Source organism: Mesorhizobium sp. P160927 (assembly GCF_057766385.1).
This window is the reverse complement of the sequence record NZ_JBYMDW010000001.1, coordinates 3,218,165-3,243,995: the sequence shown is the minus strand read 5'-3', so window position 1 is coordinate 3,243,995 and position 25,831 is coordinate 3,218,165. Positions and strand designations below refer to the sequence as shown.

At 63.5% G+C, this 25,831-nt stretch carries 21 protein-coding genes; 3 read left to right on the top strand and 18 right to left on the bottom strand.

Annotated features, from left to right (window positions below; translation table 11 throughout):
- Positions 1-21: 21 nt before the first annotated feature.
- Both pepN and AC3CB8_RS15480 read left to right on the top strand, forming a co-directional pair.
- Positions 22-2,667, top strand: a complete 2,646-nt coding sequence (gene pepN / locus AC3CB8_RS15485) for an aminopeptidase N (RefSeq protein ID WP_352565013.1) — start codon at positions 22-24, stop codon at positions 2,665-2,667.
- Between the two features lie 195 nt (positions 2,668-2,862).
- Positions 2,863-5,184 carry a PAS domain-containing sensor histidine kinase gene (locus AC3CB8_RS15480; RefSeq protein WP_352565011.1) on the top strand — a complete coding sequence of 774 codons (2,322 nt, stop codon included), beginning with the start codon at positions 2,863-2,865 and terminating at the stop codon, positions 5,182-5,184.
- 45 nt (positions 5,185-5,229) lie between these two features.
- Here AC3CB8_RS15480 and AC3CB8_RS15475 read toward each other — a convergent pair whose 3' ends face one another.
- The 14 genes from AC3CB8_RS15475 to AC3CB8_RS15410 all read right to left on the bottom strand — a co-directional run bounded on the left by AC3CB8_RS15475 (position 5,230) and on the right by AC3CB8_RS15410 (position 20,768).
- Positions 5,230-5,703 carry an EF-hand domain-containing protein gene (locus AC3CB8_RS15475; protein WP_023771594.1) on the bottom strand — a complete coding sequence of 158 codons (474 nt, stop codon included), beginning with the start codon at positions 5,701-5,703 and terminating at the stop codon, positions 5,230-5,232.
- 50 nt (positions 5,704-5,753) lie between these two features.
- Positions 5,754-8,714, bottom strand: coding sequence for a bifunctional [glutamine synthetase] adenylyltransferase/[glutamine synthetase]-adenylyl-L-tyrosine phosphorylase (locus tag AC3CB8_RS15470; RefSeq protein WP_352565009.1), 2,961 nt, complete (start codon positions 8,712-8,714; stop codon positions 5,754-5,756).
- Complete coding sequence (locus AC3CB8_RS15465; protein WP_023784321.1) at positions 8,714-10,189, bottom strand: ATP-binding protein; 1,476 nt, start codon at positions 10,187-10,189, stop codon at positions 8,714-8,716. The genes AC3CB8_RS15470 and AC3CB8_RS15465 overlap by 1 nt, the downstream gene beginning before the upstream one ends.
- 8 nt (positions 10,190-10,197) lie before the next feature.
- Positions 10,198-10,872: a response regulator transcription factor gene (locus AC3CB8_RS15460; RefSeq protein ID WP_023771592.1), complete on the bottom strand. Its 675-nt coding sequence runs from the start codon at positions 10,870-10,872 to the stop codon at positions 10,198-10,200.
- 352 nt (positions 10,873-11,224) lie between these two features.
- The gene (locus AC3CB8_RS15455) at positions 11,225-12,775 is read right to left on the bottom strand and encodes a Do family serine endopeptidase (protein ID WP_352565006.1); all 1,551 of its coding nucleotides are present in this window, start codon (positions 12,773-12,775) and stop codon (positions 11,225-11,227) included.
- Positions 12,776-12,907: 132 nt separating this feature from the next.
- Positions 12,908-13,375, bottom strand: coding sequence for a cytochrome c-type biogenesis protein (locus tag AC3CB8_RS15450; RefSeq protein ID WP_352548169.1), 468 nt, complete (start codon positions 13,373-13,375; stop codon positions 12,908-12,910).
- Positions 13,372-15,357, bottom strand: coding sequence for a heme lyase CcmF/NrfE family subunit (locus tag AC3CB8_RS15445; protein WP_352565004.1), 1,986 nt, complete (start codon positions 15,355-15,357; stop codon positions 13,372-13,374). The genes AC3CB8_RS15450 and AC3CB8_RS15445 overlap by 4 nt, the downstream gene beginning before the upstream one ends.
- Positions 15,358-15,389: 32 nt before the next feature.
- Positions 15,390-15,833, bottom strand: a complete 444-nt coding sequence (ccmE, locus tag AC3CB8_RS15440; protein WP_015318623.1) for a cytochrome c maturation protein CcmE — start codon at positions 15,831-15,833, stop codon at positions 15,390-15,392.
- 8 nt (positions 15,834-15,841) lie between these two features.
- The gene (gene ccmI, locus AC3CB8_RS15435) at positions 15,842-16,978 is read right to left on the bottom strand and encodes a c-type cytochrome biogenesis protein CcmI (protein WP_023784317.1); all 1,137 of its coding nucleotides are present in this window, start codon (positions 16,976-16,978) and stop codon (positions 15,842-15,844) included.
- A 123-nt stretch (positions 16,979-17,101) separates the two neighbouring features.
- On the bottom strand, positions 17,102-17,542 hold the full coding sequence (locus AC3CB8_RS15430) for an RT0821/Lpp0805 family surface protein (protein ID WP_023784316.1): 441 nt from the start codon (positions 17,540-17,542) through the stop codon (positions 17,102-17,104).
- A 187-nt stretch (positions 17,543-17,729) separates the two neighbouring features.
- Complete coding sequence (locus AC3CB8_RS15425) at positions 17,730-19,163, bottom strand: ATP-binding protein (RefSeq protein ID WP_023784315.1); 1,434 nt, start codon at positions 19,161-19,163, stop codon at positions 17,730-17,732.
- Positions 19,147-19,812, bottom strand: coding sequence for a response regulator transcription factor (locus AC3CB8_RS15420; protein WP_015318627.1), 666 nt, complete (start codon positions 19,810-19,812; stop codon positions 19,147-19,149). Before AC3CB8_RS15420 ends, AC3CB8_RS15425 begins: the two co-directional genes overlap by 17 nt.
- 77 nt (positions 19,813-19,889) lie before the next feature.
- The gene (locus tag AC3CB8_RS15415; protein ID WP_023784314.1) at positions 19,890-20,189 is read right to left on the bottom strand and encodes a hypothetical protein; all 300 of its coding nucleotides are present in this window, start codon (positions 20,187-20,189) and stop codon (positions 19,890-19,892) included.
- A gap of 171 nt (positions 20,190-20,360) precedes the next feature.
- Positions 20,361-20,768: a DUF3168 domain-containing protein gene (locus AC3CB8_RS15410; RefSeq protein ID WP_023784313.1), complete on the bottom strand. Its 408-nt coding sequence runs from the start codon at positions 20,766-20,768 to the stop codon at positions 20,361-20,363.
- Positions 20,769-21,089: 321 nt separating this feature from the next.
- Between AC3CB8_RS15410 and AC3CB8_RS15405 the strand changes: the two genes are divergently transcribed.
- Positions 21,090-21,878: a 2-keto-4-pentenoate hydratase gene (locus tag AC3CB8_RS15405; RefSeq protein WP_023784312.1), complete on the top strand. Its 789-nt coding sequence runs from the start codon at positions 21,090-21,092 to the stop codon at positions 21,876-21,878.
- On the opposite strand, the gene AC3CB8_RS15400 is transcribed toward AC3CB8_RS15405, so the two are convergent.
- The 4 genes from AC3CB8_RS15400 to AC3CB8_RS15385 all read right to left on the bottom strand — a co-directional run bounded on the left by AC3CB8_RS15400 (position 21,875) and on the right by AC3CB8_RS15385 (position 25,823).
- Positions 21,875-22,690 (bottom strand): ABC transporter permease, encoded by an 816-nt coding sequence (locus AC3CB8_RS15400; protein WP_023784311.1) that lies wholly within the window; start codon positions 22,688-22,690, stop codon positions 21,875-21,877. The two genes, AC3CB8_RS15405 and AC3CB8_RS15400, sit on opposite strands and share 4 nt — an antisense overlap.
- On the bottom strand, positions 22,690-23,523 hold the full coding sequence (locus tag AC3CB8_RS15395) for an ABC transporter permease (RefSeq protein WP_023784310.1): 834 nt from the start codon (positions 23,521-23,523) through the stop codon (positions 22,690-22,692). The genes AC3CB8_RS15400 and AC3CB8_RS15395 overlap by 1 nt, the downstream gene beginning before the upstream one ends.
- A gap of 22 nt (positions 23,524-23,545) precedes the next feature.
- Positions 23,546-24,658: an ABC transporter substrate-binding protein gene (locus tag AC3CB8_RS15390; RefSeq protein WP_023784309.1), complete on the bottom strand. Its 1,113-nt coding sequence runs from the start codon at positions 24,656-24,658 to the stop codon at positions 23,546-23,548.
- 70 nt (positions 24,659-24,728) lie between these two features.
- Positions 24,729-25,823, bottom strand: a complete 1,095-nt coding sequence (locus AC3CB8_RS15385; RefSeq protein WP_023784308.1) for an ABC transporter ATP-binding protein — start codon at positions 25,821-25,823, stop codon at positions 24,729-24,731.
- Positions 25,824-25,831: the final 8 nt, after the last annotated feature.

Here is a 25,831-nt window from a genome sequence, read left to right as displayed (position 1 = left end):
CAAGACAGGAAAAGCCAGGGAATGCGCACCGATACCGGCCAAGTCTTCAAACTCGAGGACTATCGCCCCAGCGACTACCTCATTCCGGAAACCCACCTTGAATTCCGTCTTTCGCCGCAGGCAACGGTCGTCACCGCGATACTGATCGTCGAACGCCGCGAGGACATATCCACGTCGGCTCCGCTGGTGCTCGACGGCGATGGTTTGACGCTCAAACGCATCGAGGTCGACGGCAAGATGGTGAGACCGGCGGATCTGCTGGCGAGCCCCGACCAACTTACCCTGCTCAAACCGCCGGCGGCTACTCGTTTCCAACTGCTGATCGAAACCGAGCTGGCCCCAGCCGGCAACGAGGCCCTGATGGGCCTTTACCGCTCGAATAACGTGTACTGCACGCAATGCGAGGCGGAGGGTTTTCGCCGCATCACCTATTTCCTCGACCGCCCCGATATCCTGTCGGTCTACACGGTGCGCATCGAGGCGCGACGCGACGAGGCGCCGCTGCTCCTGTCGAATGGCAATCCGGTCGAGAGCGGCGATCTCGCCGAAGGCTGGCACTACGCCAAATGGCACGACCCCTTCCCCAAACCGTCCTATTTGTTCGCCCTGGTGGCCGGCAATCTCGGCCAGGTCGCCGACAATTTCGTCACTATGTCCGGCCGCAAGGTCGAGCTCGGCATCTATGTCGAGCTCGGCAAGGAGGCGCTCGCCGGCTACGCGATGGACGCGCTGAAGCGGTCGATGCAATGGGACGAGGAGGCGTTTGGCCGCGAGTACGACCTCGACGTCTTCAACATCGTCGCCGTGTCGGACTTCAACATGGGCGCGATGGAGAACAAGGGCCTCAACATCTTCAACGACAAATACGTGCTGGCCGACCAGGAGACGGCGACGGACGCCGATTTCGCCAATATCGAGGCGATCATCGCGCATGAATATTTCCACAATTGGACAGGCAACAGAATCACTTGCCGCGACTGGTTCCAGCTTTGCCTGAAGGAAGGGCTAACGGTCTTCCGCGATCATGAGTTCTCCGCCGACCAGCGCTCGCGCGCGGTCAAGCGCATCGCCGAGGTGCGCACGCTGCGGGCCCACCAGTTTCCCGAGGACCAAGGCCCGCTGGCGCATCCGGTGCGGCCGCGCCGCTACCGCGAGATCAACAATTTCTATACGGCGACGGTCTACGAGAAAGGCTCCGAAGTGGTGCGCATGATCCGCACCATTCTCGGACCCGAAGTCTTTCGCGCCGGCATGGACCTCTATTTCGAACGCCACGACGGCGAGGCCGCGACCATCGAGGACTTCATCAAGGTGTTCGAGGACGCGTCCGGCCGCGACCTGTCACAATTCGCGCTCTGGTATCATCAGGCTGGCACACCCAACCTTACGGTCAGTTCGACCCACAATCCGGCCGCACAGGAATTCACGCTCGAGATCGAGCAGTCGGTGCCGCCGACACCCTCCGAAAGCCGCAAGCGGCTGATGCATATCCCGCTCGCCTTCGGCCTGATCGGCGCCGGCGGCAAACCTGTCGCATATAGCGACGTCGAGGGCGCCAGCGTCGAGGACGGCGTCATCCACGTCCGCAAGCGTCGCCATGTGGTGCGTTTCTCGGGCGTGGCCGAGCGCCCGGCGGTGTCGCTCAACCGTGGCTTTTCGGCGCCGGTGACGCTGTCGGTCGAGCAGAAGGCGGCCGACCAGTACTTCCTCGCCCGCCATGACAGCGACGCCTTCTCGCGCTGGCAGGCCTTCAACACGTTGCTGACCGATGCGCTGATCGCTGCCTTCCGCCAGATCCTCGGCGGCAAACAGCCGGACTTCGCCCCACGGCTGACCGAGCTTGCCGGCAGCATCGCCAGCGACGAGACGCTGGAGCCAGCCTACCGGGCCCTGGCGCTGGCGCTGCCGGGGGATGCCGACATCGCCCGCGACATCGGCAAGAACATCGATCCCGATGCCATCCATGCGGCCCGACAGGCGCTTGCGCGGGCGATCGGCATGGCCAATGGCGAGGCCTTTTCCGGCCTCTACGACAGCCTTGCCGACAAGAGCGCTTTCAGCCCGGATGCGGCGAGTGCGGGACGGCGCGCCTTGCGCAACATTGTGCTGGACTATCTCTCGCTGCTGCCGGGTGGAGCAGCATTGGCTGCCGGGCATTTCCACTCCGCGACCAACATGACCGACCGGGCAGCCGCATTGGCCGTGCTTGCGCATCGTCACCACGGATCGCCGGAGGCAGGCGAGGCGCTGGTGGCTTTCGAACAGACATATGCGTCGGACCCGCTGGTGATGGACAAATGGTTCCAGATCCAGGCCAGCGTGCCTGGGCCGCAGGCGGTGGACACGGTTCGCGCCCTGACCGCTCATGCCGGCTTCTCAATGGGCAATCCGAACCGGGTGCGCTCGTTGATCGGCACATTCTCCAGCGCCAACCAGACCGGCTTTCACCGCGCCGACGGCGAAGGCTACCGCTTCTTCGCACGAACGGTGCTTGAGGTTGAAAAGCGCAATCCGCAAGTGGCGGCAAGGCTGGCGACGGCGCTCAGGTCATGGCGCTCGCTCGAACCGGGCCGGCAAGCCAAGGCCCGAGAAGTGCTGGTTTCGATCGCCAATGCCGAAAACCTGTCGGCGGATCTGCGCGACATCGTCGAGCGCACGCTGGCTTAGGCGCTCCCGCCTTCTTCCCCGCGGGAGAAGGCCGGGTTCAAAAGCCCACTATTTTAGTCGATTTTTAATCTTTTTTCGCCGGACCACTGGACAAGGCGAATCACCTTTGATTCTTTAATGGCGATTCGGAAGTGCGGTGTTGCCGGATCACCAGCACATAGAAATGCGGCATACTGAAATCGGGGAGTGCCATTTATGGCAAAGGCGGACGCGTGGGGCGCGCCCGGCGGGATGGTTTTTGCGCGTCGCGAGACGCGCGGCGACGGCCTTGCCGGGAATACGCGGCTCATTGCCGAACCGGCCTACAAGCGGCTTCTGGCGGCCGAACCGCTGCTGCGCCGGTCGATACCGGCCCTCACCGTCATCTTCCTGCTCGTCATTGCGGCGCTGCGTGTAATCTCGCTGATGAACGAGCGCGACGACGTGGAGCGCGATGCCAAGGCTATCCTGACGCTGGCCGCCGCGCAGCTCGCCAGTTCGCTCGCCACCACATCAGACACGCTGCCGGGCGCCACGCAGGACCTGCTGGAGACCACCAGCCGCCAGGGCGCCATGGGCCGCAGCCATGTGCTGGTCGTCACCGACAGCGCTTTCAGGATCACCGCGGTGACGCCGCGTTCGGTGCCCTGGCAAGGCCATTCGCTCGACGGCCTCGTCCAGGGCGGCCAACCTCTGTTCATGTTCGGCGACCGGGCTGGCGTCATGGAGGTCAACATTGGCGGGCAGGACTGGTACGCGGCGGTCAGCCTGAGCAAGGACAGGAAGGGAGCCGCGGCGGCGCTCGTCCCCCAAGAGGCGGTCTTCGACACGTGGCGCAAGACCGTCTCGCTCAACGTCACCCTGTTCGTGCTGACGGCCGGCGTGCTGATCATCATTCTCTATGCCTATTTCGGTCAGGCGGCGCGCGCGCAAGCAGCCGACCGCATCTATGTCGAAGCGCATCAGCGTATCGACATGGCGCTGGTTCGCGGCCGGTGCGGCCTGTGGGATTGGGACATGGTGCGCGGCAAGATGTACTGGTCACGCTCGATGTACGACATGCTGGGCTATGAGCCCTGCGAGGCGATGCTGTCCTTCGGCGAGGTCGACGAGATCATCCATCCCGAGGACGGCGACCTGTTCGAACTCGCCAACAGGATCGTCGCGCGCGAGATCGACCACATCGACCAGGTGTTCCGGATGCGGCATGCCGATGGCCAGTGGGTGTGGATGCGCGCCCGCGCCCAGGTCATGGACCCGGAAGCGCCGGAGATCCAGCTCATCGGCATCGCCGTCGACGTCACCGAGCAGCGCCATCTGGCGCTGCGCTCCGAAGCGGCAGATCTTCGCCTGAGGACCGCGATCGAGAACATCAATGAATCCTTCGTGCTGTGGGATTCGGCTCAGAACCTGATCATGTGCAATTCCAAATACCAGCAGGACAACGGGCTCTCGGACCGCGACGTGATGCCGGGTGTGACGCGCGCTTCCCTGGAAGAGCGGATGCTGGCCTTCGCTTCGGAACGCCGGCTGGCCAATACCAACGGTCCGCAGGGCGGCGCCACGTTCGAGCGGCAGCTGTCCGACGGCCGCTGGCTGCAGGTCAACGAGCTCAGGACCAGGGACGGCGGCATCGTCTCGGTCGGGTCCGATATCACCCAGATCAAACTGCACCAGGAGAAACTCGTCGACAGCGAACGCCGGCTGATGGCGACGATCCATGATCTCAGCCTCGCCCGCCGGGCCGAAGAGGAACGGGCGCGCGAACTGGTCGACCTCAACCGCAAATACATGAAGGAAACCGAGCGCGCCGAAGCGGCGAACCGCGCCAAATCCGAATTCCTGGCCAACATGTCGCATGAGCTGCGCACACCGCTCAACGCCATCATCGGGTTCTCCGAGCTGATGGAACAGGGGCTGTTCGGTCCGTTAGGCTCGGAGCGCTACGAGGAGTACGCCACCGACATCAACAGCAGCGGCAAATATCTGCTCGGCGTCATCAACGACATTCTCGACATGTCCAAGATCGAAGCCGGCCAGTTCTCACTGGACCAGGAACAGATCGACCTCGGTCCGCTGATCAGCGAGACGGTGCGTGTCGTCTCGCTGCAGGCGGCGCAGAAGGCGATCACCGTGGAAACGCGCATTGCCGACGCCTTGACTTTGTTTGCCGATCGCCGGGCGATCAAGCAGATCGTCATCAATCTCCTGTCCAACGCGGTGAAATTCACCGGCCAGGGCGGCCACATATCGGTCAGGGCCCGCAACACATCAGGCGCGCTGGTGCTGACGATCGAGGACAATGGCTGCGGTATCCCGAAGGAAGCCCTCGGCAAACTGGGGCGCCCCTTCGAGCAGGTGCAGAACCAGTTTTCCAAGAACCATGCCGGCTCCGGCCTTGGCCTTGCCATTTCGCGCTCGCTGGCCGAGTTGCAAGGCGGTGCACTGAAGATCCGCTCGACCGAAAGTGTCGGCACGATCGTATCGGTGCGCATTCCCGTGAAGAAGGCGCCAACGGCGGTCAAGGCCGCGGCCTGAGCGACAGGCTCCGGTCGACGACTCGGAGCCCGCCTCAACCAAATCTTACTGCACGCCCCCGTCGTTGCCTTCGTCATCCCATTGACGGTCATGGCGCCCGTCCTTCGGCAGTTCGCCCTTCTCGATCTTGCCGTCATTGTTCTTGTCGAGCATCGCGAAAAGCTTCTTTTCGCGGCCGGTGATGTCATCCGATGTCAGCGTGCCGTCGCCCTTGCTGTCGTAACGGGCGATGATGCGTCTGGCCATGCGTTCGAAGCGCGCCTTCTCCAGCGCGTCGGCGAGTTGAGCGACAGTCAGCTTGCCGCCATTGTCAGTGACAAGCTTCTTGAGCCGCGCGTCCATGACATCGGAGAACTGCTCGAAGGTGATTTTGCCGTCATTGTCCTTCATTGCCTTGTCGAGCCGCATCATGGTGCGCTCACGCACGTTGGCGCTGTCGAGGTTCTCGCCATAGGCCGCGCCGCCGACGGCTCCGGCCAGGGCGATGTAGGCAAGTGCAAGCTTGGTTGTCTTTCTCATGGTTTTCTCCTGTTGCATCGTCACCCCCGATGCGGCCGAACGGTCGTTGGTCACGACCCTCCGGTACGAAGCAGAAGGTCGAAATCCTTCCTGACCTTTTGCGACGTCTCCTTGAGATGTGCTTCCAGCACACCGAAATCCGGCAGGTCGGCGACCGCCAGAAGCAGATCCGAAAGCCCCGGCGGAACGTCGTCACGTTCGAACGGTCCGGTGAGGCACAGCCGCGTCATCTGGTTCAGTGCCAGATAAAGGGTGTAAGCCTCGCCGAGGTCCTGACTGATCACGGCATTGGCGAAACGGGGCGTCAGACGAGACAGGATCTCGGCCGTACCGGTGGCGCGTGGCCCGGCCTCGACCTGCCCAATGATGACAGCCACCTGGGCGATGAATTCGAGATCGATCAGACCGCCCGGGATCAGCTTGATGTCCCACGGGTCGCGGGGCGGTTTTTCCTGCTCGATCATGGCCCGCATGTCGGAAGCTTCGGTTTTCACCTTCGCCGCGTCGCGTGGCTGGCCGAGCAGCGCGGCGACTTCCGCTTCAACCTCGGCGCAGAGGCCCGCGTCGCCAGCAATCGGGCGCGCCCGCGACAGCGCCATGTGTTCCCAGGTCCAGGCTTCCTTGCGCTGGTATTTCTTGAAGGCATCGATATGGGTGGCGACCGGTCCCTTGTTGCCGGACGGCCGCAAACGCAGGTCGAGCTCGTAAAGCACCCCTTCCGCCGTCGGTGCCGATACCGCGGATATCAGCCGCTGCGTCAAGCGGGTGTAGTAATGCGACGGCGCCAGCGGTTTTTCACCATCAGAGTCCTCGGCGTCCGCGTCGTGATCGTAAAGCAGGATGAGATCGACATCCGATCCGGCCGTCAATTCGCGGCTGCCAAGCTTGCCCATCCCAAGCAGCGAAACCACGCCACCGGCGATCGTGCCGTGGCGCACCGCGAATTCGGCCATCACCGCTTGCAAGGCCGCCGCAATGGTCAGGTCAGCAAGATCTGAAAAAGCACGGCCGGCGCGGGCCGGATCGATCGAGCCCGCGAGCAGCCGCACACCGATCAGGAATTTCTGCTCGGAAGCAAATATGCGTAAGCGGTCGAGCACGTCCTCATAGGCCCTGTCGCCCTCAAGGAAGGCGGAAAGCCGCCCCGAGAGATAGGCGCGGTCTGGCAGCTCGGTCAGCAACGCCGGGTCGAGCAAGCCGTCGAACACATGCGGCCGGCGAGTGATGATGGCCGCCAGCCTTGGTGCCGCGCCCATGATCGTCGCCATCAGCTTGAGCAGTGCGGGATTCGACTGCAGCAGCGAAAACAGCTGGATGCCGGCCGGCAGGCCAGCGAGGAACTCGTCGAAACGGACCAGCGCCTCGTCGGCCCGGCGCGTCTGGCCAAAGGCCTTGAGCAGTGCCGGCGTCAGTTCCGTCAGCCGCTCGCGCGCCTCCGCCGACTGGGTGACGCGATAGCGGCCGAAATGCCAGCCGCGGATGACGCGGCAGATATCGCTCGGCCGCTGAAAGCCGAGGCCGTGCAGGGTCTGCAGCGTGTCCGGGTCGTCGACGTCACCGGTGAAGACCAGGTTGCCGATGCCGGCCGAAAGCTCGGGCGCGGTTTCGAACAGCGCCGCATAGTGGCGCTCGACCTGCTGCAGCGAGGCACGGAAGGCCCCGGCGAACTCGGCGGCACCGGCAAAGCCCAGCATGCCGGCGATGCGCTCCAACCCTTCATCGTCCTCCGGCAGCGTGTGCGTCTGCTCGTCGGCCACCATCTGGATGGCGTGTTCGACCCGGCGCAGGAACCAGTACTGGAGGGCGAGTGCGTCTCGTGCGTCCGATGTGATCCAGCCTCGGGCCGCGAGCTGACCGAGCATCGGCACGGTTTCGCGGCCGCGCAGCTCCGGAAAGCGGCCGCCGGCGATGAGCTGCTGGGTCTGGACGAAGAACTCGATCTCGCGGATGCCGCCGCGCCCAAGCTTGACGTTGTGCCCTTTCACGGCGATCTCGCCATGGCCCTTGTGGGCATGAATCTGGCGCTTGATCGAATGGACGTCGGCAATCGCCGCGTAGTCCATGTATTTGCGCCAGATATAGGGCTGGAGTTCCTTGAGGAATGCATCGCCCGCGGCGAGATCGCCGGCCACCGGGCGCGCCTTGATCATCGCGGCGCGTTCCCAGTTCTGGCCACGCGCTTCGTAATAGCGAAGCGCGGCTTCAACCGGGATAGCCAGCGGGGTGGAGCTGGGATCGGGACGCAACCGCAGATCGGTACGGAAGACATAGCCGTGCTCGGTGCGGTCCTGCAGGATGCGAACCAGCCGACGCGTCAGGCGTGAGAACAGGTCGGTGACGTCGAGAGGATCGACCACGGCGGGTGCCTCCGGATCGAAGAACACGACGAGGTCGATGTCGGACGAGAAATTCAGCTCATGCGCGCCGAGCTTGCCCATGCCGAGCAGGATCCAGCCCGATCGATGCGAGGGGTTGTCGAGGTCGGGCAGCTTGAGCTTGCCCAGGCCATGCGCGTCACGCAGCAGGAAATCGACTGCCGCGCGGGTGCAGGCGTCGGCGAGATCGCTCAACCGCCTTACGGTCAGCGAAGTTTCGGCCTCGCCCGAAAGATCGGCGAGCGCGATCAGGAAATGTGCCTCGGCCTTATGCCGGCGCAGCTCCATCATCAGGCCGGATTCCGAGACTGTTTCGGCCAACGGCGCCTTGTCGATCGCGGCGGTGATCGCCTTCAGACGGGCCTCTATCGGCAGGTCGAACAGCCCGTCCAGGATTTGGGGCCGGCGGCGCGCCGTATCGCGCAGGAATGGCGAAAGGTCGAAGACAGCGGCGAGGAGATCCTGCGCCTTGCCTTTGCCGGCCAGGAATTTGGCCACCCGTGTCAGCCCCTCTTCGCGCGCTGCGTCCGCGATTTCGGTGAGCTCCTGTCGTGCCCGGGCCTCGTCGAGCGGGACAAGCGGGGTTTCCAGGCTGAGCAGCCAGTCTGTCTTGCTCCGCTTGGCGACGGCCGCCATCAGTGATCCTCGCGTGCCGGGAAACTCATGACCACGGATAGTCCTGGATTGCCAGGCAGCAGGTCAAGCCGGCCGTAATGGAATGTCATGACCGCCTTGGCGAGACTGAGGCCAAGGCCAGAACCAGGCTGCGAACGGCTCTTCTCCAGCCGCACGAAGCGCTCCGTCGCCCGGGCGCGATCGGCGTCGTCTGGAATGCCCTGGCCGTTGTCCGTGACGGAAAGCCTGATCTCGCCGTGCGTGCGTTCGAGCTTTACACGGACCGCCGGCTTGGACGTCGAATCGGTCGAGTACTTGATCGCATTGTCGACGATGTTGGAGAGCGCCTGGCCGATCAGCTCGCGGTTGCCGTCGACGACAAAAACACCATTCACGTCGGTGTCCAGCGAAACGCCAGCCTCCTCGGCCACCGGCTCATAGAGTTCGACGACATCACGTACGGCCGCCGCCAGATCGACGCGGTGGGTGTGCTCGGAAGAATAGCCCGCCTCCAGCCGGGAGATCATCAGGATGGCGTTGAAGGTCTTTATCAGCTGGTCGGACTCGGCGATGGTGCCTTCCAGCGCCTGCCTATAGTCCGATGTCTTCTGCTTGCCGGAAAGCGTCGCTTCGGCCCGGTTGCGCAGCCGGGTCAGCGGCGTCTTAAGGTCATGCGCGATGTTGTCGGAAACCTGCTTGAGGCCTTCGTTGAGCGTGGCGATCCTGGCCAGCATGGCGTTGAGGTTTTCCGAAAGCCGGTCGAACTCGTCGCCTGTGCCGGTCACCGGCAGCCGGCCGGAGAGATCCCCGCCCATGATGCGCCGGCTTGCCTCCGACACGCCATCGATACGCTTCAGCGCCGCGCGGCCGACAAAGAACCAGATCAGGATGCCACCCAGGGCCATCATGCCGAGCGCCAGCATCAGCGAACGGCGTATGACGGCACGGAACCGCTCTGGTTCCCCCAGATCGCGGCCGACCAGCATGATCATCTGGTTCGGCAGCCGCAGCACCAGGGCAATGGCGTTGTGGCCCTTCTCGCCCTGCGCTTGCGTGTCGCTCTGGTCGGGCTGTGCGGTCCCCTTGTCGGCAGGCAAGTTGCGTAGACGATCGAGTTCTCCCTCGCCAAAGCGCTGATAGGAAAATGGGCTGGTGGTCCAGCCTTCGTTTTCGAGAACGCCCGGCTCGAGGCTCTGCACGTTACCGGTCAGGATCTGGCCGTTGGCATCGGCGATCAGATAGAGATTGGCGCCGGGCTGCCGCGAGCGGGCCTCGACCACGCGGACCAATACCGGAAGGCCACCGCGCTGATAGGCGCGGGCAAGGCCGAGCACCTCGTCGTTGATGGTCTCCTGCGTCTGCCCGGTCAGCATGCGCGCCGAAAGCGAAGTCATATAGAGGACGAGCAGCACCGCGCAGAGCGCGAAGAGCAAGAGATAAAGCGCCGAAAGCCGCGCGGCCGTCGTCTTCATGATGGCGGGCACGGAAAGCGCCATGCCGCCGCCTAGCCGCCCTTCAGCATGTATCCGGCGCCGCGAACGGTATGCAGGATCGGCTTGTCGAAGCCCTTTTCGATCTTGCCGCGCAGCCGGGAGACGTGGACATCGATGACGTTGGTCTGCGGATCGAAATGATAGTCCCACACATTTTCGAGCAGCATCGTGCGCGTCACAACCTGGCCGGCATGGCGCATGAGATATTCGAGCAGGCGGAATTCGCGTGGTTGGAGCGTGATCTCACGCGCCGCCCGGCGGACAGAATGCGAGAGCCTGTCGAGTTCAAGATCGCCAACCCGGTAGACGGTCTCGGCCTCCTTGGCGCTGGCGCGTCGGTTGAGCACCTCGACACGAGCCAGAAGTTCGGAAAAGGCATAAGGCTTGGTCAGATAATCGTCGCCGCCGGCGCGCAGGCCGGTGACCCGGTCATCGACTTCGCCCAGCGCCGAAAGGATGAGCACCGGCGTCGTGTTGCCCCTGGAGCGGAGAGCGGCAATGACCGACAGGCCGTCGCGGCGCGGCATCATCCGATCGATGACCATCACATCGTAGTCACCCGCATCGGCAAGCGCGAAGCCGGTCTCGCCGTCACCCGCAACATGCGCGGTATGACCGGCTTCGGTGAAGGCTTTCTGCAGATAATCCGCAGCCTCGCGATCGTCTTCTATGACGAGAATCTTCATAGGGCCGTTATACGCGATTTCGCTTGAAGGTTGAGTAGCCGGCATCTGCATTTTAGCCTTAGCCAAAGCGCATCGCGATCAAGACGATCGAGAGCGTACGCGATAAAATCTTTGTTCCGTGGCGTCGTTAGGCCGAACATGCCAGTTTCCGGTCATGTCGTTACCTGCAACCCGGGACCAACCGGCATCGGGCACGAGGCCTGAGTGGGCAGCCACATGCGGGCGCGGCAACGGGCGATGGGAAGCCCGCTGCCGCTGAAGAAGAGCACGATGACTGACTAACGGGCTCTCCTTCCTACTTTCCCATGCGGCGACTCGGGGGTGTTGAAACCGCCGCATTGGAAAAGTCGTCTCAGCCCTTGGCCACCGGCACCGCGACGAAGCGGTTGTTGTCGTCACGGGTGATCTGCATCAGCACCGCCTTGCGTCCGGATTTGACCGCATCGGCCATGGCCTTGGTGACGTCTTCGGTGCCGTTGACCTCCGCCGAGTTGACCGCGGTGATGACGTCGCCCGGCTGGATGCCGCGATCGGCGGCGGCGCTGTCGGGGTCGACGTCCGTCACCACCAGACCCTTGCCGTTTTCAGACTTGGTGACGGTGAGGCCAAGATCGGCCAGCGTGTCAGGCTTTGCCGGAGCGGCAGGCTGCTGTTGCTGGTCGTTCGAGGCCTGCTTGTCGCTCGCCGGCAGTTTGCCGAGATCGACCTTGACCGTCTGACTCTTGCCGTCGCGCCAAACCGTCACATCAACCGACTTGCCCGGCGAATAGGCGCCGATCAGGCGGGCGAGTTCCTTCGGGGACGCAACGTCCTTGCCGTCGACCTGGGTGATCACGTCGCCGGCTGATATGCCGGCCTTCTTGCCGGGGCCATCGTCCTGGGCGCTGGACACCAACGCGCCATTGTTGGACTTCAGGCTGAGCGATTCGGCTATGTCGGAGGTGACCGGCTGGATTTCGACGCCGAGCCAGCCGCGCTGCACCGCACCGCTCTTCATCAGGTCGCCCACGACCTGCTTGGCGGTCGAGGCCGGAATGTCGAAGGCGATGCCGACACTGCCGCCCGAAGGCGAGAAGATGGCGGTGTTGATGCCGACCACCTGGCCGTTGAGATTGAAGGTCGGGCCGCCTGAATTGCCGCGGTTGACCGAGGCGTCGATCTGGAGGAAATCGTCATAGGGGCCGGCGCCGATATCGCGGCCGCGCGCCGAGACGATGCCGGCGGTGACGGTGCCACCGAGACCGAACGGATTGCCGACAGCCACGACCCAGTCGCCGACACGAACCTTGGAATCGTCGGCGAAGTCGACATAGGTGAACTTGCCGCCACCATCGACCTTGAGCACGGCGAGATCGGTGCGCGGATCGGTGCCGACCAGCTTGGCGTCGAGTTCCTTGCCGTCATTGGTCACAACGGTGAAGGCGGTGCCCTCTTCGACGACGTGGTTGTTGGTGACGAGGTAACCGTCTTCGGAGATGAAGAAGCCGGAGCCCTGCGCTACCGGGCGCGGATCGCCGTTGTTGCGATCGCGATGACCGAAGCGACGATGACCTTCGTCGTTCTGGCCGCCCTGGTCGCCAAAGCCACGGAATTCCTTAAAGAAACGACGCAGCTGCGGATTGTTGGGAAGATTGTCGAGGCCGTCCTGATCGTCGGAGCCATCATCGGCGGTCGGCTGAATCTTGGCCTTGACCTTGACGCTGACCACGGCCGGCGACACACGCTCCACGACATCGGCGAAGCTCGGAACCTGCGGGGCTTCGACGCGCACGGCGTCAGCGAGAACGGGGCTGGTTCCGCTGGTCAACGCGCCAACGCCGATCGCACCGGCGACCGCGACAGACGCGGCAGCAGCCAGAAGACGCTTGCGGGTGCGGAAATATGAATCGGGGGCAATATTCATGGATCTCTTATCCTCTTTCAAACGGACGCGCCTTGATCGGCATCCTCAAGGAACAACAATTAGGGAAGCGCACATTACGACGCCATTTCCGGCACATGAAACTTTGGTAATGTTGGCGGGCGACGGCAACCGTCAGTCGCGGCGGAGGATCGCATCCAATGCCGCCTGCTCTTCGACCGAAAGCGCTGCCGTTGCTGGAAGCCGGCGTGACCGTGCACTGAGCACTATGAACACGCCGCCGGCCAAAAGCAGGAGAACCGGCGTGCCCCACAGCATCGCGTTGCGCAGATCGAAGCGTGGCTTCAGCAGCACGAACTCGCCATAACGCGAAACCACATAATCCATCACCTGGCGGTCGGTATCGCCCGCGACAAGGCGTTGTCGCACCAGGATACGAAGGTCCCTGGCAAGGTCGGCATCGGATTCGTCGATCGACTGGTTCTGGCAGACCATGCAGCGCAGGCCCTCCGACAGCGCCCGCGCCCGCGCCTCGAGTGCCGGGTCGGCCAGCATCTCGTCGGGCTTCACCGCCATTGCCGTTCCGGCGAAGAACAACGCCAGCAACAGGACTATCGACGTCAACGAAAGCCTTGCCCTCATGGCAGGCCTGCAGGCGCCACCGCCTGCTTGCGACGGCGCGATGGCGCGCCGACCCGCAGGCGCCTGTCCATCAGCGACATCGCCGCACCCGCCATCATCACCAGGCCGCCACCCCAGATCAGTGTCACCAGCGGCTTCCACCACAGACGCACCACGACCGAGCCGTCCTTGCCCTCGTCGCCGAGCGAAATGTAGAGCTGAGAAAGGCCAATGGTCTTGATGCCGGACTCCGTCGTCGTCATCTGCCGCACCGGATAGAAACGCTTGGCGGAGCTGACTTCGCTGACAGGGCTGCCGCTGACGCCGATCAGCTCGAAACGCCCGCGATCTTCGTTGTAGTTCGGTCCCTGCGCAGGATAGAGCCCGACGAACCGCACCATTCGGCCGGAGATTTCGACGGTTTCGCCGGCATGCATGGACAGGATCTTCTCCGTGCCGAAGCAGAGCGTGCCAACGATGCCGAGCACGGTCAGGCCGAGGCCAAGATGCGCCAAAGCGGTCCCGAAAACCGAGCGTGGCAAACCAACCAGACGCCTGACCATTGTCGGCGTTGCGACACTGCCAATCCCCGCCTTGATAGCAAGGTCGGTCAGCGCGCCGAGGATCAGCCAGACGCCGAGGCCGACGCCAACCGCGGCAAGCACCGAAGCGCCGTCGATGAACAGGACCGTAACCAGCGTCGCAAGAAGCGCGGCCGCGAACGCGGCCATCAGACGCTGCGCGACGCCGAAGACATCGCCGCGCTTCCAGGCCAGCAGCGGCCCAAAGGGAACCATCACCAGCAGCGGCACCATCAGCGGGGCGAAGGTGAGGTTGAAGAACGGCGCTCCGACCGAAATCTTGTCGGCCGAAAAAGCCTCGATCGCCAGCGGATAGAGCGTGCCGACGAGCACCGTGGCGGTCGCCGTGGTCAGGAACAGATTGTTGAGGACGAGCGCGCCTTCGCGCGAAACCGGGTGAAACAGGCCGCCTGCCGTCAGCTTCGAGGCGCGCAGCGCAAACAGCGCCAGCGAGCCGCCGATGAACAGCGTCAGGATGCACAGGATAAAGACGCCGCGCGTCGGATCGGTCGCAAAGGCGTGGACGGAAGTCAGGACGCCCGAACGCACCAGGAAGGTGCCGAGCAGCGACAGCGAGAAGGTGAGAATGGCGAGCAGCAGCGTCCAGATCTTCAACGCCGAGCGCTTTTCCATGACGATGGCCGAATGCAGCAGCGCGGTGCCCGCCAGCCACGGCATGAAGGAAGCGTTCTCGACCGGATCCCAGAACCAGAAACCGCCCCAGCCGAGTTCGTAATAGGCCCAGTACGATCCCATGGCGATGCCGCCGGTCAAGAACATCCAGGCGACCAGCGTCCATGGCCGTACCCAGCGCGCCCAGGAGGCATCGATGCGACCCTCGATGAGGGCGGCGACGGAGAAGGAAAAGCAGATCGAGAAGCCGACATAACCGAGATAGAGCATCGGTGGATGAATGGCGAGGCCAAGATCCTGCAGGATCGGGTTGAGATCGCGGCCTTCGATCGGCGCCGGATTGAGCCGGATGAAAGGATTGGAGGTCACCAGGATGAACAGGAAGAAGGCAGCGCCAATAGAGCCCTGCACGGCGAGCACATTGGCGCGCAGCGTCGCCGGCAAGTTGGAGCCGAAAGCGGCGACAAGCGCGCCGAAGAAGGTCAGGATCAGCACCCAGAGCAGCATCGAGCCTTCGTGATTGCCCCAGGTTCCGGTGATCTTGTAGATCAGCGGCTGCAGCGAATGCGAATTCTCCCAGACGTTCGCCAGGGAAAAATCAGAGCTTGCATAGGCGCTCGCAAGGGCCGCGAAGGACAACGCCGTCATCGCGAAACCGGTGACCGCTACCGGACCGCCAACCGCCATCAGGCGCTGGTTGTTCAGCCGCGCGCCAAACAGCGGCACGATCGTCTGCACCAGTGAAAGCGCGAACGCCAGAACCAGGGCGAAATGTCCGGTTTCAACCATTCGCGCGACTCACGCTTGCTGTTCTGCCAGAGTTATTCACTCTTGCTCTCCTGCCAGACGCCCTTGGCCTTCAGGCCGTCGGCTACTTCCTTGGGCATATAGCGCTCGTCGTGCTTGGCCAGAACGCTGTCGGCGACAAAGACGCCGTCAGGGCCGAAGGTACCCTCGGTGATGACACCCTGCTCCTCGCGGAAAAGGTCGGGCAAGATGCCGGTATAGGTCACCTTGACCGATTTGTGGGTGTCGGTGACCGAAAAGGCAACCGTTGCGCCCTGGCCGCGCTGGATGGTGCCTTTTTCGACCAAACCGCCGAGCCTGATGCGCTGGCCCGGCTGAACGCTCGCCGTGGTCAGATCGGCCGGCATGTAGAAATAGGACGCCTTCTGGCCAAGCGCATAGAAGGTCAGCCCGGTGGCTGCACCCAGAAAAACCAATCCGCCCGCGATCACCGACAATCGTTTCTGCTTGCGCGTCATACCCAATTCTACTCCGTCGCCGTCAAGCCGAGCGAGGCGGCAAAGGCGGTGAATTTCTTGGCTTCGTCACTATCGGCCCCAAAGACCGCGATGGCGCGGCCCAGCGCATCGCGCGCCTGATCGGCCTTACCCAGCACGACATAGGAACGAACCAGCCGCATCCATCCTTCCGGGTCGCGCGGATTTTGACGAAGTTTGTCGTCCAGGCCGGCGACCATGGTGTTGATCATGGCTTCCCTGTCCTGCTGCGACATGGAGGACGCCGCGTCGACATCGGCGGCATCGGGGCCTTTCGCGGCCGTGCCAGAGGCGACTTCCGGGCCGCCGGATTTGGCCAGCGCCTGTTCGACAGCGCCGCGCCATGGCGAATCCGGCGGCAGCGTACCAAGCATTGCCTGCCAGGCCGCCCCCGCTTCCTTGGCACGGCCCTCCTGCGCCAGTGCCATGGCCAGATAGAAGCCGGCTTTCGCATTGGCCGGGTCAAGCTTCAAGGCCGCCTCGAAGGCATCCTGGGCATCGGCCGAAACAATGCCGCCCGCCGCACCGGCGATCGCCTCGCCGAGACCGGCCTGACGGACAGCGCTGTCGCCGTCGAGGCGAATGGCGTTGCGGTAGGCCGCCGCGGCGTCGGCAAAGCGCTGCATACGCAGATAGACCGGCGCCAACACGTCCCAGCCCCTGCCGTCGGAAGGATTGGCGGCAAGATGGGCCTCGGCTCGCGCCACCAGCTCATCGACCGAACTGTCGGCGGGGTTCTTGGCCAACCGCTCGCTGAGCGGCTGCGATGGCAGGTCAGGCGAGCCGATCTGACTGTACAGGCCCCAACTGACCAACGGAACCGCCAGCACCGCAACGGTCGCGAGAAGCCGCACGCTGCCCGATGGCCTGCCGGACGTCTTGGCCGCCATGTCCGCGTTGCCCAGGCGAAGGATGCGGCGCGCGATCTCGGCGCGCGCCTCCGCGGCTTCGGCGGGCCCTATCAAGCCACGCGCGGCATCGCGGTCGAGTTCGGACAGTTGATCGCGATAAACTTCCAGATCGTGATCGCCGCTCGATGATGCGCTTTCGGAGGCACCGGCCAACGGCAAAAGCACCGCCAGGCTGGCGCCCAGCGTGAGAATTGCGGCTATGACCCAGAACAGCATGGTTCTTCCAATAACGGCAGAGCCCTGCCCTGCCAACACAGGCATCCTGCGACGCTTTGACGGCACGCGCGCCGAATGTCGCGATCGAAATCCACCGGCCGGATCGCAACGGGACCCGGTTGGCTAGGTCAATGGCGTCCAACTGCCGTCGGCATTGCGACAGGCTGTTCCGTGCGCCGTGACGCTGGCGCCGCCCGCGAACACCGTCTGCGTGTATTGGCGGCAATCCTGCGAACCGACGCGGTAAGGCTGGGCTGGGACGACCTCTCCATAGCGCGAGGCCTGATCGCCCTTCCAGGTCACCTTCTGGCCGCTGGTGTTGTATTCGAGCGCCTTGTATTCGGCCTCGAGCGCGCTGCGCTTCTCCGTGTCGCTCAGACCGTTGCCGATCGACCCGCCAATGAGGCCGCCGCCCATGGCGGAAATGATCGACTTGGTGACGACCTTGCCGCCGGCCGGAGGCGTCGAGGCCGCTGTCGCCGCCACGGTCGGGCCCTTGCCGCTGAAGGTGGTGCAGCCCGACACGGCCAGCAATGCGGAAACAAGCGCGACGCGAATCTTCATGCCAACAACCGGTTTTCTTGAGTTGGAGCCTGCCATGGATGCGCCGGGGGCCGCGTCATCGGAGAAAGTAGGCGTGGCGATAGTGTTGATATTTGTCGGAAATTTGGCCGCTGGCGGCTGCTCCGGGCTCAATCGATATGCCGCCACAACATGCGCCTTCCATTGCTGCCGATTGGCTTGGGTAGCATTACTGCAGGCTCCGCAATCGCACCGCCGCCTTCAGTCCGCCCATGCCGGACCGATCGAGCGCCAGGGCGCCTCCATACTCGTTGACGAGATCGGCGACAATGGCAAGGCCCAGGCCTGTCCCAGGCTTGGTCTCATCGAGGCGCCGCCCCCGCTTCAGCGCTTCACGGGCCCTGTCCTCGGGAATACCCGGTCCGTCATCCTCGATGCTGATCTCGAACAGGCTCTCATCCTTGCCGGCCAAGGGCACGACCGAGACCGCGACAGCACTCCTTGCCCATTTCACCGCATTTTCGAGAAGATTGCCAAGCAGTTCCTCGAGGTCCTCGCGTTCGCCGGCAAAGACGATCTCGGTGGCCGGCAGCGACAGCGAAAGGCTGGTCTGCGGGTTCAGCTTCTGCAAAACGCGCACCATGCGCTGCACCAGCGGTGCCACCGGCGTGCGATAGACGACGCTGTCGCGCTGCGCCGCGACGCGGGCACGCTGCAGGTAATGGTCGATCTGCTTTTGCATGGAGGCGGCCTGCTCGGCGATCAACTGTCCCTTGGCGCCGCCAAGCGCCCGGCCCTCGTTGAGCAGAACGGCGAGCGGTGTCTTCAGGGAATGGGCGAGGTTGCCGACCTGGGTCCGAGAGCGCTCCACGATGCGTTTGTTGTTTTCAATCAGCGCGTTGGTTTCGTTGGCTAGCGGTTCGATCTCGGCCGGGAAGCGGCCGTCGAGCTTCTGTGCGGTGCCCTCCCGCACCATGGCAAGCGCGTTCCGGACCCGGCGCAGCGGCTGCAGCCCGAGCAGGATGGCAATGGCGTTGATGGCGATCATGCCGATGCCGAACAGGCTGAGATAGGTCAGCAAGCGGCGTTGGAACGTTCCTATTTCCTGCTCCAACTCGGTCTTGTTGCCCATGACGCGGAAGCGCGCGGCGCGGTTCTTCGCGTCGAGAACGAATTCGCTTTCGAATACCACCAGTTCCTCGCCATTGATGCCTTGCGCGGCATAGCTGCGCTGGAAATTGGCGTTGAAGGGAACATCCGCCACGTCCGGCGACGGGATGGTCCGGGTCATCGACGACGAGTGAAGATCGCCGTGAACGCCTTCCGAGGCGGGCTCGACGGACCAGTACCAGCCCGAATTCGGTTCCGAGAAACGGAGATCGCCAAGATCGGGGGAGCCCGTCAACGCGCCGCTGTCGGAGATGCCGATGGAGCCGATCAGGTTGAACAGATGCGCCGACAACAGGCTGTCGAAGCCCCGCTCGCTGGCCTGCCGGTAGAGGGTGGTGATCAGGGTGAAGATAACGACCAGGGTCAGGATCGCCCACACCGTGGAGAAGGCGATGACGCGGAACGTCAGCGAGCGCGGCCACGCGCGCAGCGAGAGCCGTCCGTCCACGGTCAGGTTGGTGGGGAGCGGTTCCGCCTTACGCCTCCGGCTCACGCATGCGGTAGCCCATGCCGCGTACCGTTTCGATCATGTCGATGCCCATCTTCTTGCGCAACCGCCCGACAAAGACCTCGATGGTGTTGGAATCACGGTCGAAGTCCTGGTCGTAGAGATGCTCGACCAGTTCGGTGCGCGAAACGACCTCGCCCATGTGGTGCATCAGATAGGCAAGCAGCCGGAATTCGTGCGACGTCAATTTCAGCGGCACGCCGTTGACATCGGCTTTCGAAGCCTTGGTGTCGAGACGCAGCGGCCCGCAGGTCAGTTCCGACGAGGCGTGGCCGGCCGCGCGGCGGATCAGGGCCCTGACGCGCGCCAGCACCTCCTCGATGTGGAACGGCTTGGTGACGTAGTCGTCGGCGCCCGCGTCGATGCCGGAGACCTTGTCGCTCCAGCGGTCACGAGCGGTCAGGATCAGCACCGGCATTTTGCGGCCGCCGCGACGCCAGCGCTCGACCACGCTGATGCCGTCCATCTGCGGCAGGCCGATGTCGAGCACAACGGCATCGTAAGGCTCTGTGTCGCCGAGGAAATGGCCCTCCTCGCCGTCGAAGGCACGATCGACGACATAGCCGGCATCGACCAGCGCATCCGAGATCTGCCGGTTGAGATCCTTGTCATCCTCGACGACGAGTACGCGCATACGGGGACCAATGCCTGTTGATTGAAGATTTCAGGTATAGGCCGATTCCGCCGGCCTGGGAAACGGAGGGAGACCGGTCAGTTCTGTGGAACGACGATTTCGGAGCGGCGCGGACGTTGTCCGTCCTTGCCGGGCACGAGCACGACGATGACGCAGACCGGCTGACCGCCACGCGTCGATGCCGAGGCCTTGGCGAGCGTTCCGCCATTCTGCTGAGCCACCTGCTGACCGATCGCATAGCAGTCGGATGCAGTCAGGACGATCGGGCTGGCCTGATCGGGCTCGATGACCGGTATCGCCATTGCCTGCCACGCAAACAGCCCGGCGGCACTAAGCGCCAGGGTCGCGGTTCGGAAATGGAAGCGAAGCGTTTTCATGACCCGCGTTGTAACGCATCGGTGCTGAACGTGAAATGAACAGTGAACCGCGCTGAAACCATGCTCGCCACCCCTCTGCAACGCGAGACAGACACCTTGGATTTCACCGCCCCGCCAGTGAGACCCGCGAAAGCTCAATCTAGACTCCGTTTCGGTGATATTGAAAGTGCGTCACGCGTTTTCCTGCGTCAGCGCACGGAATCGCAGCAGCCCATGGTGGACAAGGAGTTCCTCATCATAGCGCGCCTCGCTGAATTCCAGCGACAGCCGCGTCTGGCCACGCGGGCCTATAACCAACACCGCTCCGGCAAGCCGCGCCTTGATGGCATCCATGATCGCCCGCGTCTCGGCCTCGCCATGCGCCTTCGACCAGACATGCAGCGTGATCAGCTGGTCGTCGTTGTTCTCGGCGCCGGTGTCCCATTCGAAGGCAGACGTCTGGCCTGAAGTCACATAAGGAAAGGCTACGTTGTCGGTTGCCCGCTCGAGCAGTCCGGCGCCGCCCAGCAGCGCCGATAGCGACGCATCGCTTTTCAGTCTCAGAAACAGGGCCTGCTGCAAATCGCCGGGCGCGGTCATCGTCCATTTCCTTAAGCCGTTGCGCCATCGACAATGCTTTTCGTAAAGCCTGCCCATGTTCGCATCCCTTCTCAGATATAGCGGTTCGCCACGCGAAGACGATGGCGATTCGTCATCGGAATTGTGAACGCCGATGATCTCGAAAATACGACTTGCCGACAATCTCGTCAGCCGGCGCGGTAGAGCCTGGCAGATTGACCATGAGCTTGCCTCCGATTGTCTGGTCACGCGATCTTGCCCCATATAGGCTGGTCCATGCGACGGAATGTTCCTTGCCGGCTTGGCCGGACAGAGGGCATTTCCCGGTTTCCGGAGCTGACCATGCTCGATACAGAAAAGGCCAGGGCCGCGTCACGTCTGCTGGTAGGCCATTGGGACAATGGCACCCATCTCGACGCCATACCCGAGGAACTGCGGCCGAAAACGCGCACCGAAGGTTACGCCATCCAGTCGCATGTCATGGAGCGTTCGGCGGCCCCGCTTTTCGGCTGGAAGATCGCGGCAACCAGCCTCGCCGGTCAAAGGCATATCAATGTCGATGGCCCGATGGCCGGGCGTCTGCTTGCCGAAAAAGCGGTCGAGATCGGCGGGATCGTCTCGCTCGCGACCAGCAAGATGCGGGTCGCCGAGGTCGAATTCGCGTTCCGTTTCAGCCGCCAGATCCCACCTCGCGCGGCACCTTATGAAATCGCTCAAGTCATGGACGCCGTGGCGACCTTGCATCCGGCGATCGAAATACCGGACTCACGATATGATGATTTCCGCGCTGTCGGCGCGCCGCAGTTGATCGCGGACAATGCCTGCGCCAATCTGTTTGTCATCGGCCAGCCCGCGGAAGGTGATTGGCGCGACGTGAACCTCGCGGAGCACCCCGTGACCGGTCTCGTTTCGGGTAAGTCGCGGCACGATGGAACGGGCGCGGCTGTATTGGGAGACCCGCGTATCGCGCTCACATGGATCGTCAATGAGCTGTCGGGGCTTGGCATAGCGCTCCAGCCGGGACAGGTGGTGATCACCGGAACTTGCGTGACACCGATCAGCGTCGCCGCCGGTGACGAAGTCATTGGCGATTTGGGCAGGTTTGGCAAAGTCTCGGTGCGGTTCGTCTAGAGCGGCTTGCTCCCCCGGTTCAGCCTGACCACGACGCTCCTCACCGCCAGAACCAGCACGGTGATGATGATCAAAATCACGGACAGTGCAGCGATCGCCGGGTCGATGTTGTCGCGTAGTCCCATCCACATCAGGCGCGGCAGCGTGATGGCGTTGACCGAGGTGATGAACAAGGTGACGCCGATCTCTTCCCAGGACAGCACGAAAGACAGCAGTGCCGCGGTGACGATGCCGAACTTGATGTTGGGCATGATGACGCGCGTGGCGCGCTCCCAGACACTTGCGCCAAGCCCCCGCGCGGCAAGGTCGATGCGTCGGTCTAGCTGGCTAAGCGAGACCAGGATCAGCACCGTCGCGAACGGCACCGTCATCACCGAATGCGCCATCGCAACGCCAAGCCAGGTGTCGTAGCCAAAGAAGGAACTGACGCCCGAGATCGAGGTGAGCAGGAAATACAGCGTGACCGCCGAAACCACCGGCGGCACCACCATCGGCAACAGCACGAAGCCGACCAGGGTCGCGGTGAAGCGCGGCTGGAACATCCAGACGCCGAGGCTGAAGCAGAGCGCCAGCACAGTTGAAATGGCGCTGCTGACGATGCCGATCCGGATCGAAAGCAGGATCGACTGGAGCCAGCGCGGATCCTCGATCAGCGATCGGTAGTGGCGCAACGACAATTCCCCGGTCGGCATAGCCAGCATGCGGCTCGGCGTTAGCGACACGGGAATGACGGCCAGCAGCGGCAACAGCAGGAACAACGCCACCAGGGCGGCGACAACCAGCGAGACAGGACCGGGGCGATAAGTCGGCATCAGATCAGCTGCTTCGGTCTGACATAACGGAACAAGAGCGCCATCAGCGCGCCGACGAACAATACCAGCACGACGCTGATCGCAGCCCCCAGCCCCCAGTCCGGGCTCTGGAATATCCTGAGATAGATCAGTTCGGCGATCATCACGCTGCGCCCGCCACCGAGAATCGCCGGCGTGACGAAGAAACCGAGCGAGAAGACAAACACGATCATCGCGGAGCCGATAATGCCGGAGCGCGTCATCGGCACGAACACCGTCCAGAAGGTGCGCATGCGGCTGGAGCCGAGGCCGCGCGCGGCGAGCAGCACACGGTCGTCAAGGCTGCGCATGGCCGAGGCCAGCGGAAAGACGGCGAAAGGAATGAGGAAATGCGTCATGCCGACAATGACGCCGAATTCGTTGCGCACCAAAGTCAGCGGTTCGGAGATAAAACCGATCGACTGCAGCCAGGTGTTGATCAGGCCGCGATTGGACAGAAGCGCCACCCAGCCGAAGGCGCGTGTCAGCACCGAGATCCAGAACGGCACCAAGATGCAGAATTCGGCGATGAGACGTTGCGCCGGGCTGCCGCGAACCCAGACGAGCGTGATGGCATAGGCGGCGGCGACCGACACAATAGTGACAATCGCGGCGATGCGTAGCGTGCGGATGAACACCGACTGGACCAGATCGTCGGTGAGCAATGCCTGGTACTGGCCAAGCCCGGGCGTCGGCAAGGTGAAACTCCATTTCACCACGCCGAGAAATGGCCAGGCATAGGCAAGGCCGAGAAAAAGGAGCAGCGGCGCCATCAACAGCGCCGCGCCCATCCTGTCGGAGAGAACGCCTCTCATGTCAGATCAGCATCGCCGCCGCTCAGGCGGAGATGATCTTGGTGTATTCGTCGAGCGCCGGCCCATAGTTCTTGGCGTACCAGTCCATGTCGAGCGCGATCTGCTTCTTCATGTTCTCGGGATCGACGGGGTTGATGCGCTTCTTGTCGGCGGGGATCAGCGCGTCAGTCGCCGGATTGGCCGGGCCCTGGCCGAGCTTGTCGAACATGACGAGCTGCTTTTCCGGATCCTGGGCGCTGGCGATGAACTTCATCGCCGCATCCTTGCCGCCTGGGTTGTTCTTGAGCACGGCCAGCGCGCCGGGCGAGATCAGGCCCTGGTCCCAGATGAACTTTATCTTGCCGCCGGAATCCTGCTCGATCAGCGAGGCGCGCGTCGACCAGACGATCGCCATCGAGGCTTCGCCATTGAGCAGCACGCTCTGGCTCTCGGCGCCGCCGCCCCAATAGGCGACGACGTTTTCCTTGAAGGCCGATATCTTGTCATGCGCACGTTTTAGGTCGAGCGGGTAGAGCGAAGCCGGCGCGACGCCGTCGGCCAAAAGGGCCGCTTCCCAGCTCGACACGCCCCATTTGTAGAGCGAACGCTTGCCCGGGAATTTCTTCACATCGAAGAAATCGGCCATGCCGGTCGGTGCATCCTTGCCGTATTTCTCGGAATCGTAGGCGATGACATAGGAGAAGAAATAGGTCGAGGCGGCATAGTCCCAGCCGAAGCCCGGCCGCATCTTCTTCTTGTCGACTATGTTGTAGTCGATCGGCTCGAGCATGCCTTGGGCGCCGAGTGTAATGGCCGAGAACGGGTCGACGTCGACCAGGTCCCAGGTCGGGGCGCCGCTCTTGGATTGCGCGGCGATAGCGCCTTCGGTCGGGCCCGAGCCGTCCATCTTGACGGTGATGCCGGTGTCCTTGGTGAAGGCCTGGCCATAGGCCGCGTCGTAGGCCGTGATGGCATCGCCGCCCCAGTTGACCAGCACAAGTTCCTTCGCTGCGGCAAAGGCGCCGGTCGAGCGCAGCAGCATCGGCGTGCCGGCGAGCACGAGGGCAGCGAGTTGCGTGAATTGACGACGCGAGATCTCGCCGCGCCTCGTCCTTTCGGACAGCGTTTCGATGGTCTGTTTCTTGGTGTCGTTCATGTCAGTTCCCCTTTGTTTTCGTTGATTTTAATTCCGGAAGCCGGTGCGGCGGATCAGGCCGCGCCGGCGCTCATTGTCCTCCGTCCGGAAGGAGGAAACCCTTTTCCGCCGGCCATGTCAGCCACACGGAGTTGCCCTTGCTGAGCGCCGCCGCCGCGACCTCGTTGGGCACCGAGACGGTGACTTTGGCACCCTGGCGCGTGGTGAGGTCGAGCTTGGTCGCCGCCCCCAGGTAGGTCGAGGCGATTGCCGTCGCGGCAATGCCGTTCTCTCCCGCGGCGGCCTCGCGCGCTATCGACATGTGTTCGGGCCGGATCGCCAGGATGGCGTCGCCACGGACCTTCTCAGCCTTGCAGTGCATGCTGACCGCGCGGTCCTCACAGAGGCCGGTCGAGCCGTTGTCGAGGGGCTTAACCCCTTTCAGCGGCAGCATGTTGATCTCGCCGAGGAACTCGGCGACGAAGCGATTGTCCGGCCGGTCATAGACCTCGTCCGGCGCGCCGACCTGCAGCAGTTTGCCATGATTGAAGATGGCGACGCGCGAAGACAGCGCCAGCGCCTCGCTCTGGTCGTGGGTAACGAAGACGAAGGTGGTGCCAGTCTCCTGGTGCAGGCGCTTCATCTCTGCCTGCATCTGGCCGCGCAGGCTCTTGTCCAGCGCCGAAAACGGCTCGTCGAGCAGGAGCACGCCCGGCTCGAACACCAGCGCCCGGGCCAGCGCGACGCGCTGCTGCTGGCCACCGGAAAGCTGCGAGGGCAATTTCTTCTCGTGGCCCACCAGACCGACGCGCTCGATCATCTCGCCGACACGCTTTTTGATCTCGGCGGCCGATTTCTTGCGGACCTTGAGCGGGAAGGCGATGTTGGCCTCGACGCTCATATGCGGAAAGAGCGCATAGCCCTGGAACACCATGCCGGCGGCACGCTGCTCGGCCGGGCGGCCGGTGATATCGGCGCCGTCGCTGAAAAGCCTGCCCTCGGTCGGCTGCACGAAGCCGGCCAGGATCATCAGGAAGGTGGTCTTGCCGGAGCCGGAGGGCCCAAGCAGCGTCAGGAATTCGCCGCGGCCTATGTCGAGCGTCAGATTGTCCAGCGCACGGAACGAGCCGAAGCTCTTGCCGATCCCGATTGCCTTGATCTCTGCGGCCCGGCCGGGTTGCTGCATCCTGCCTC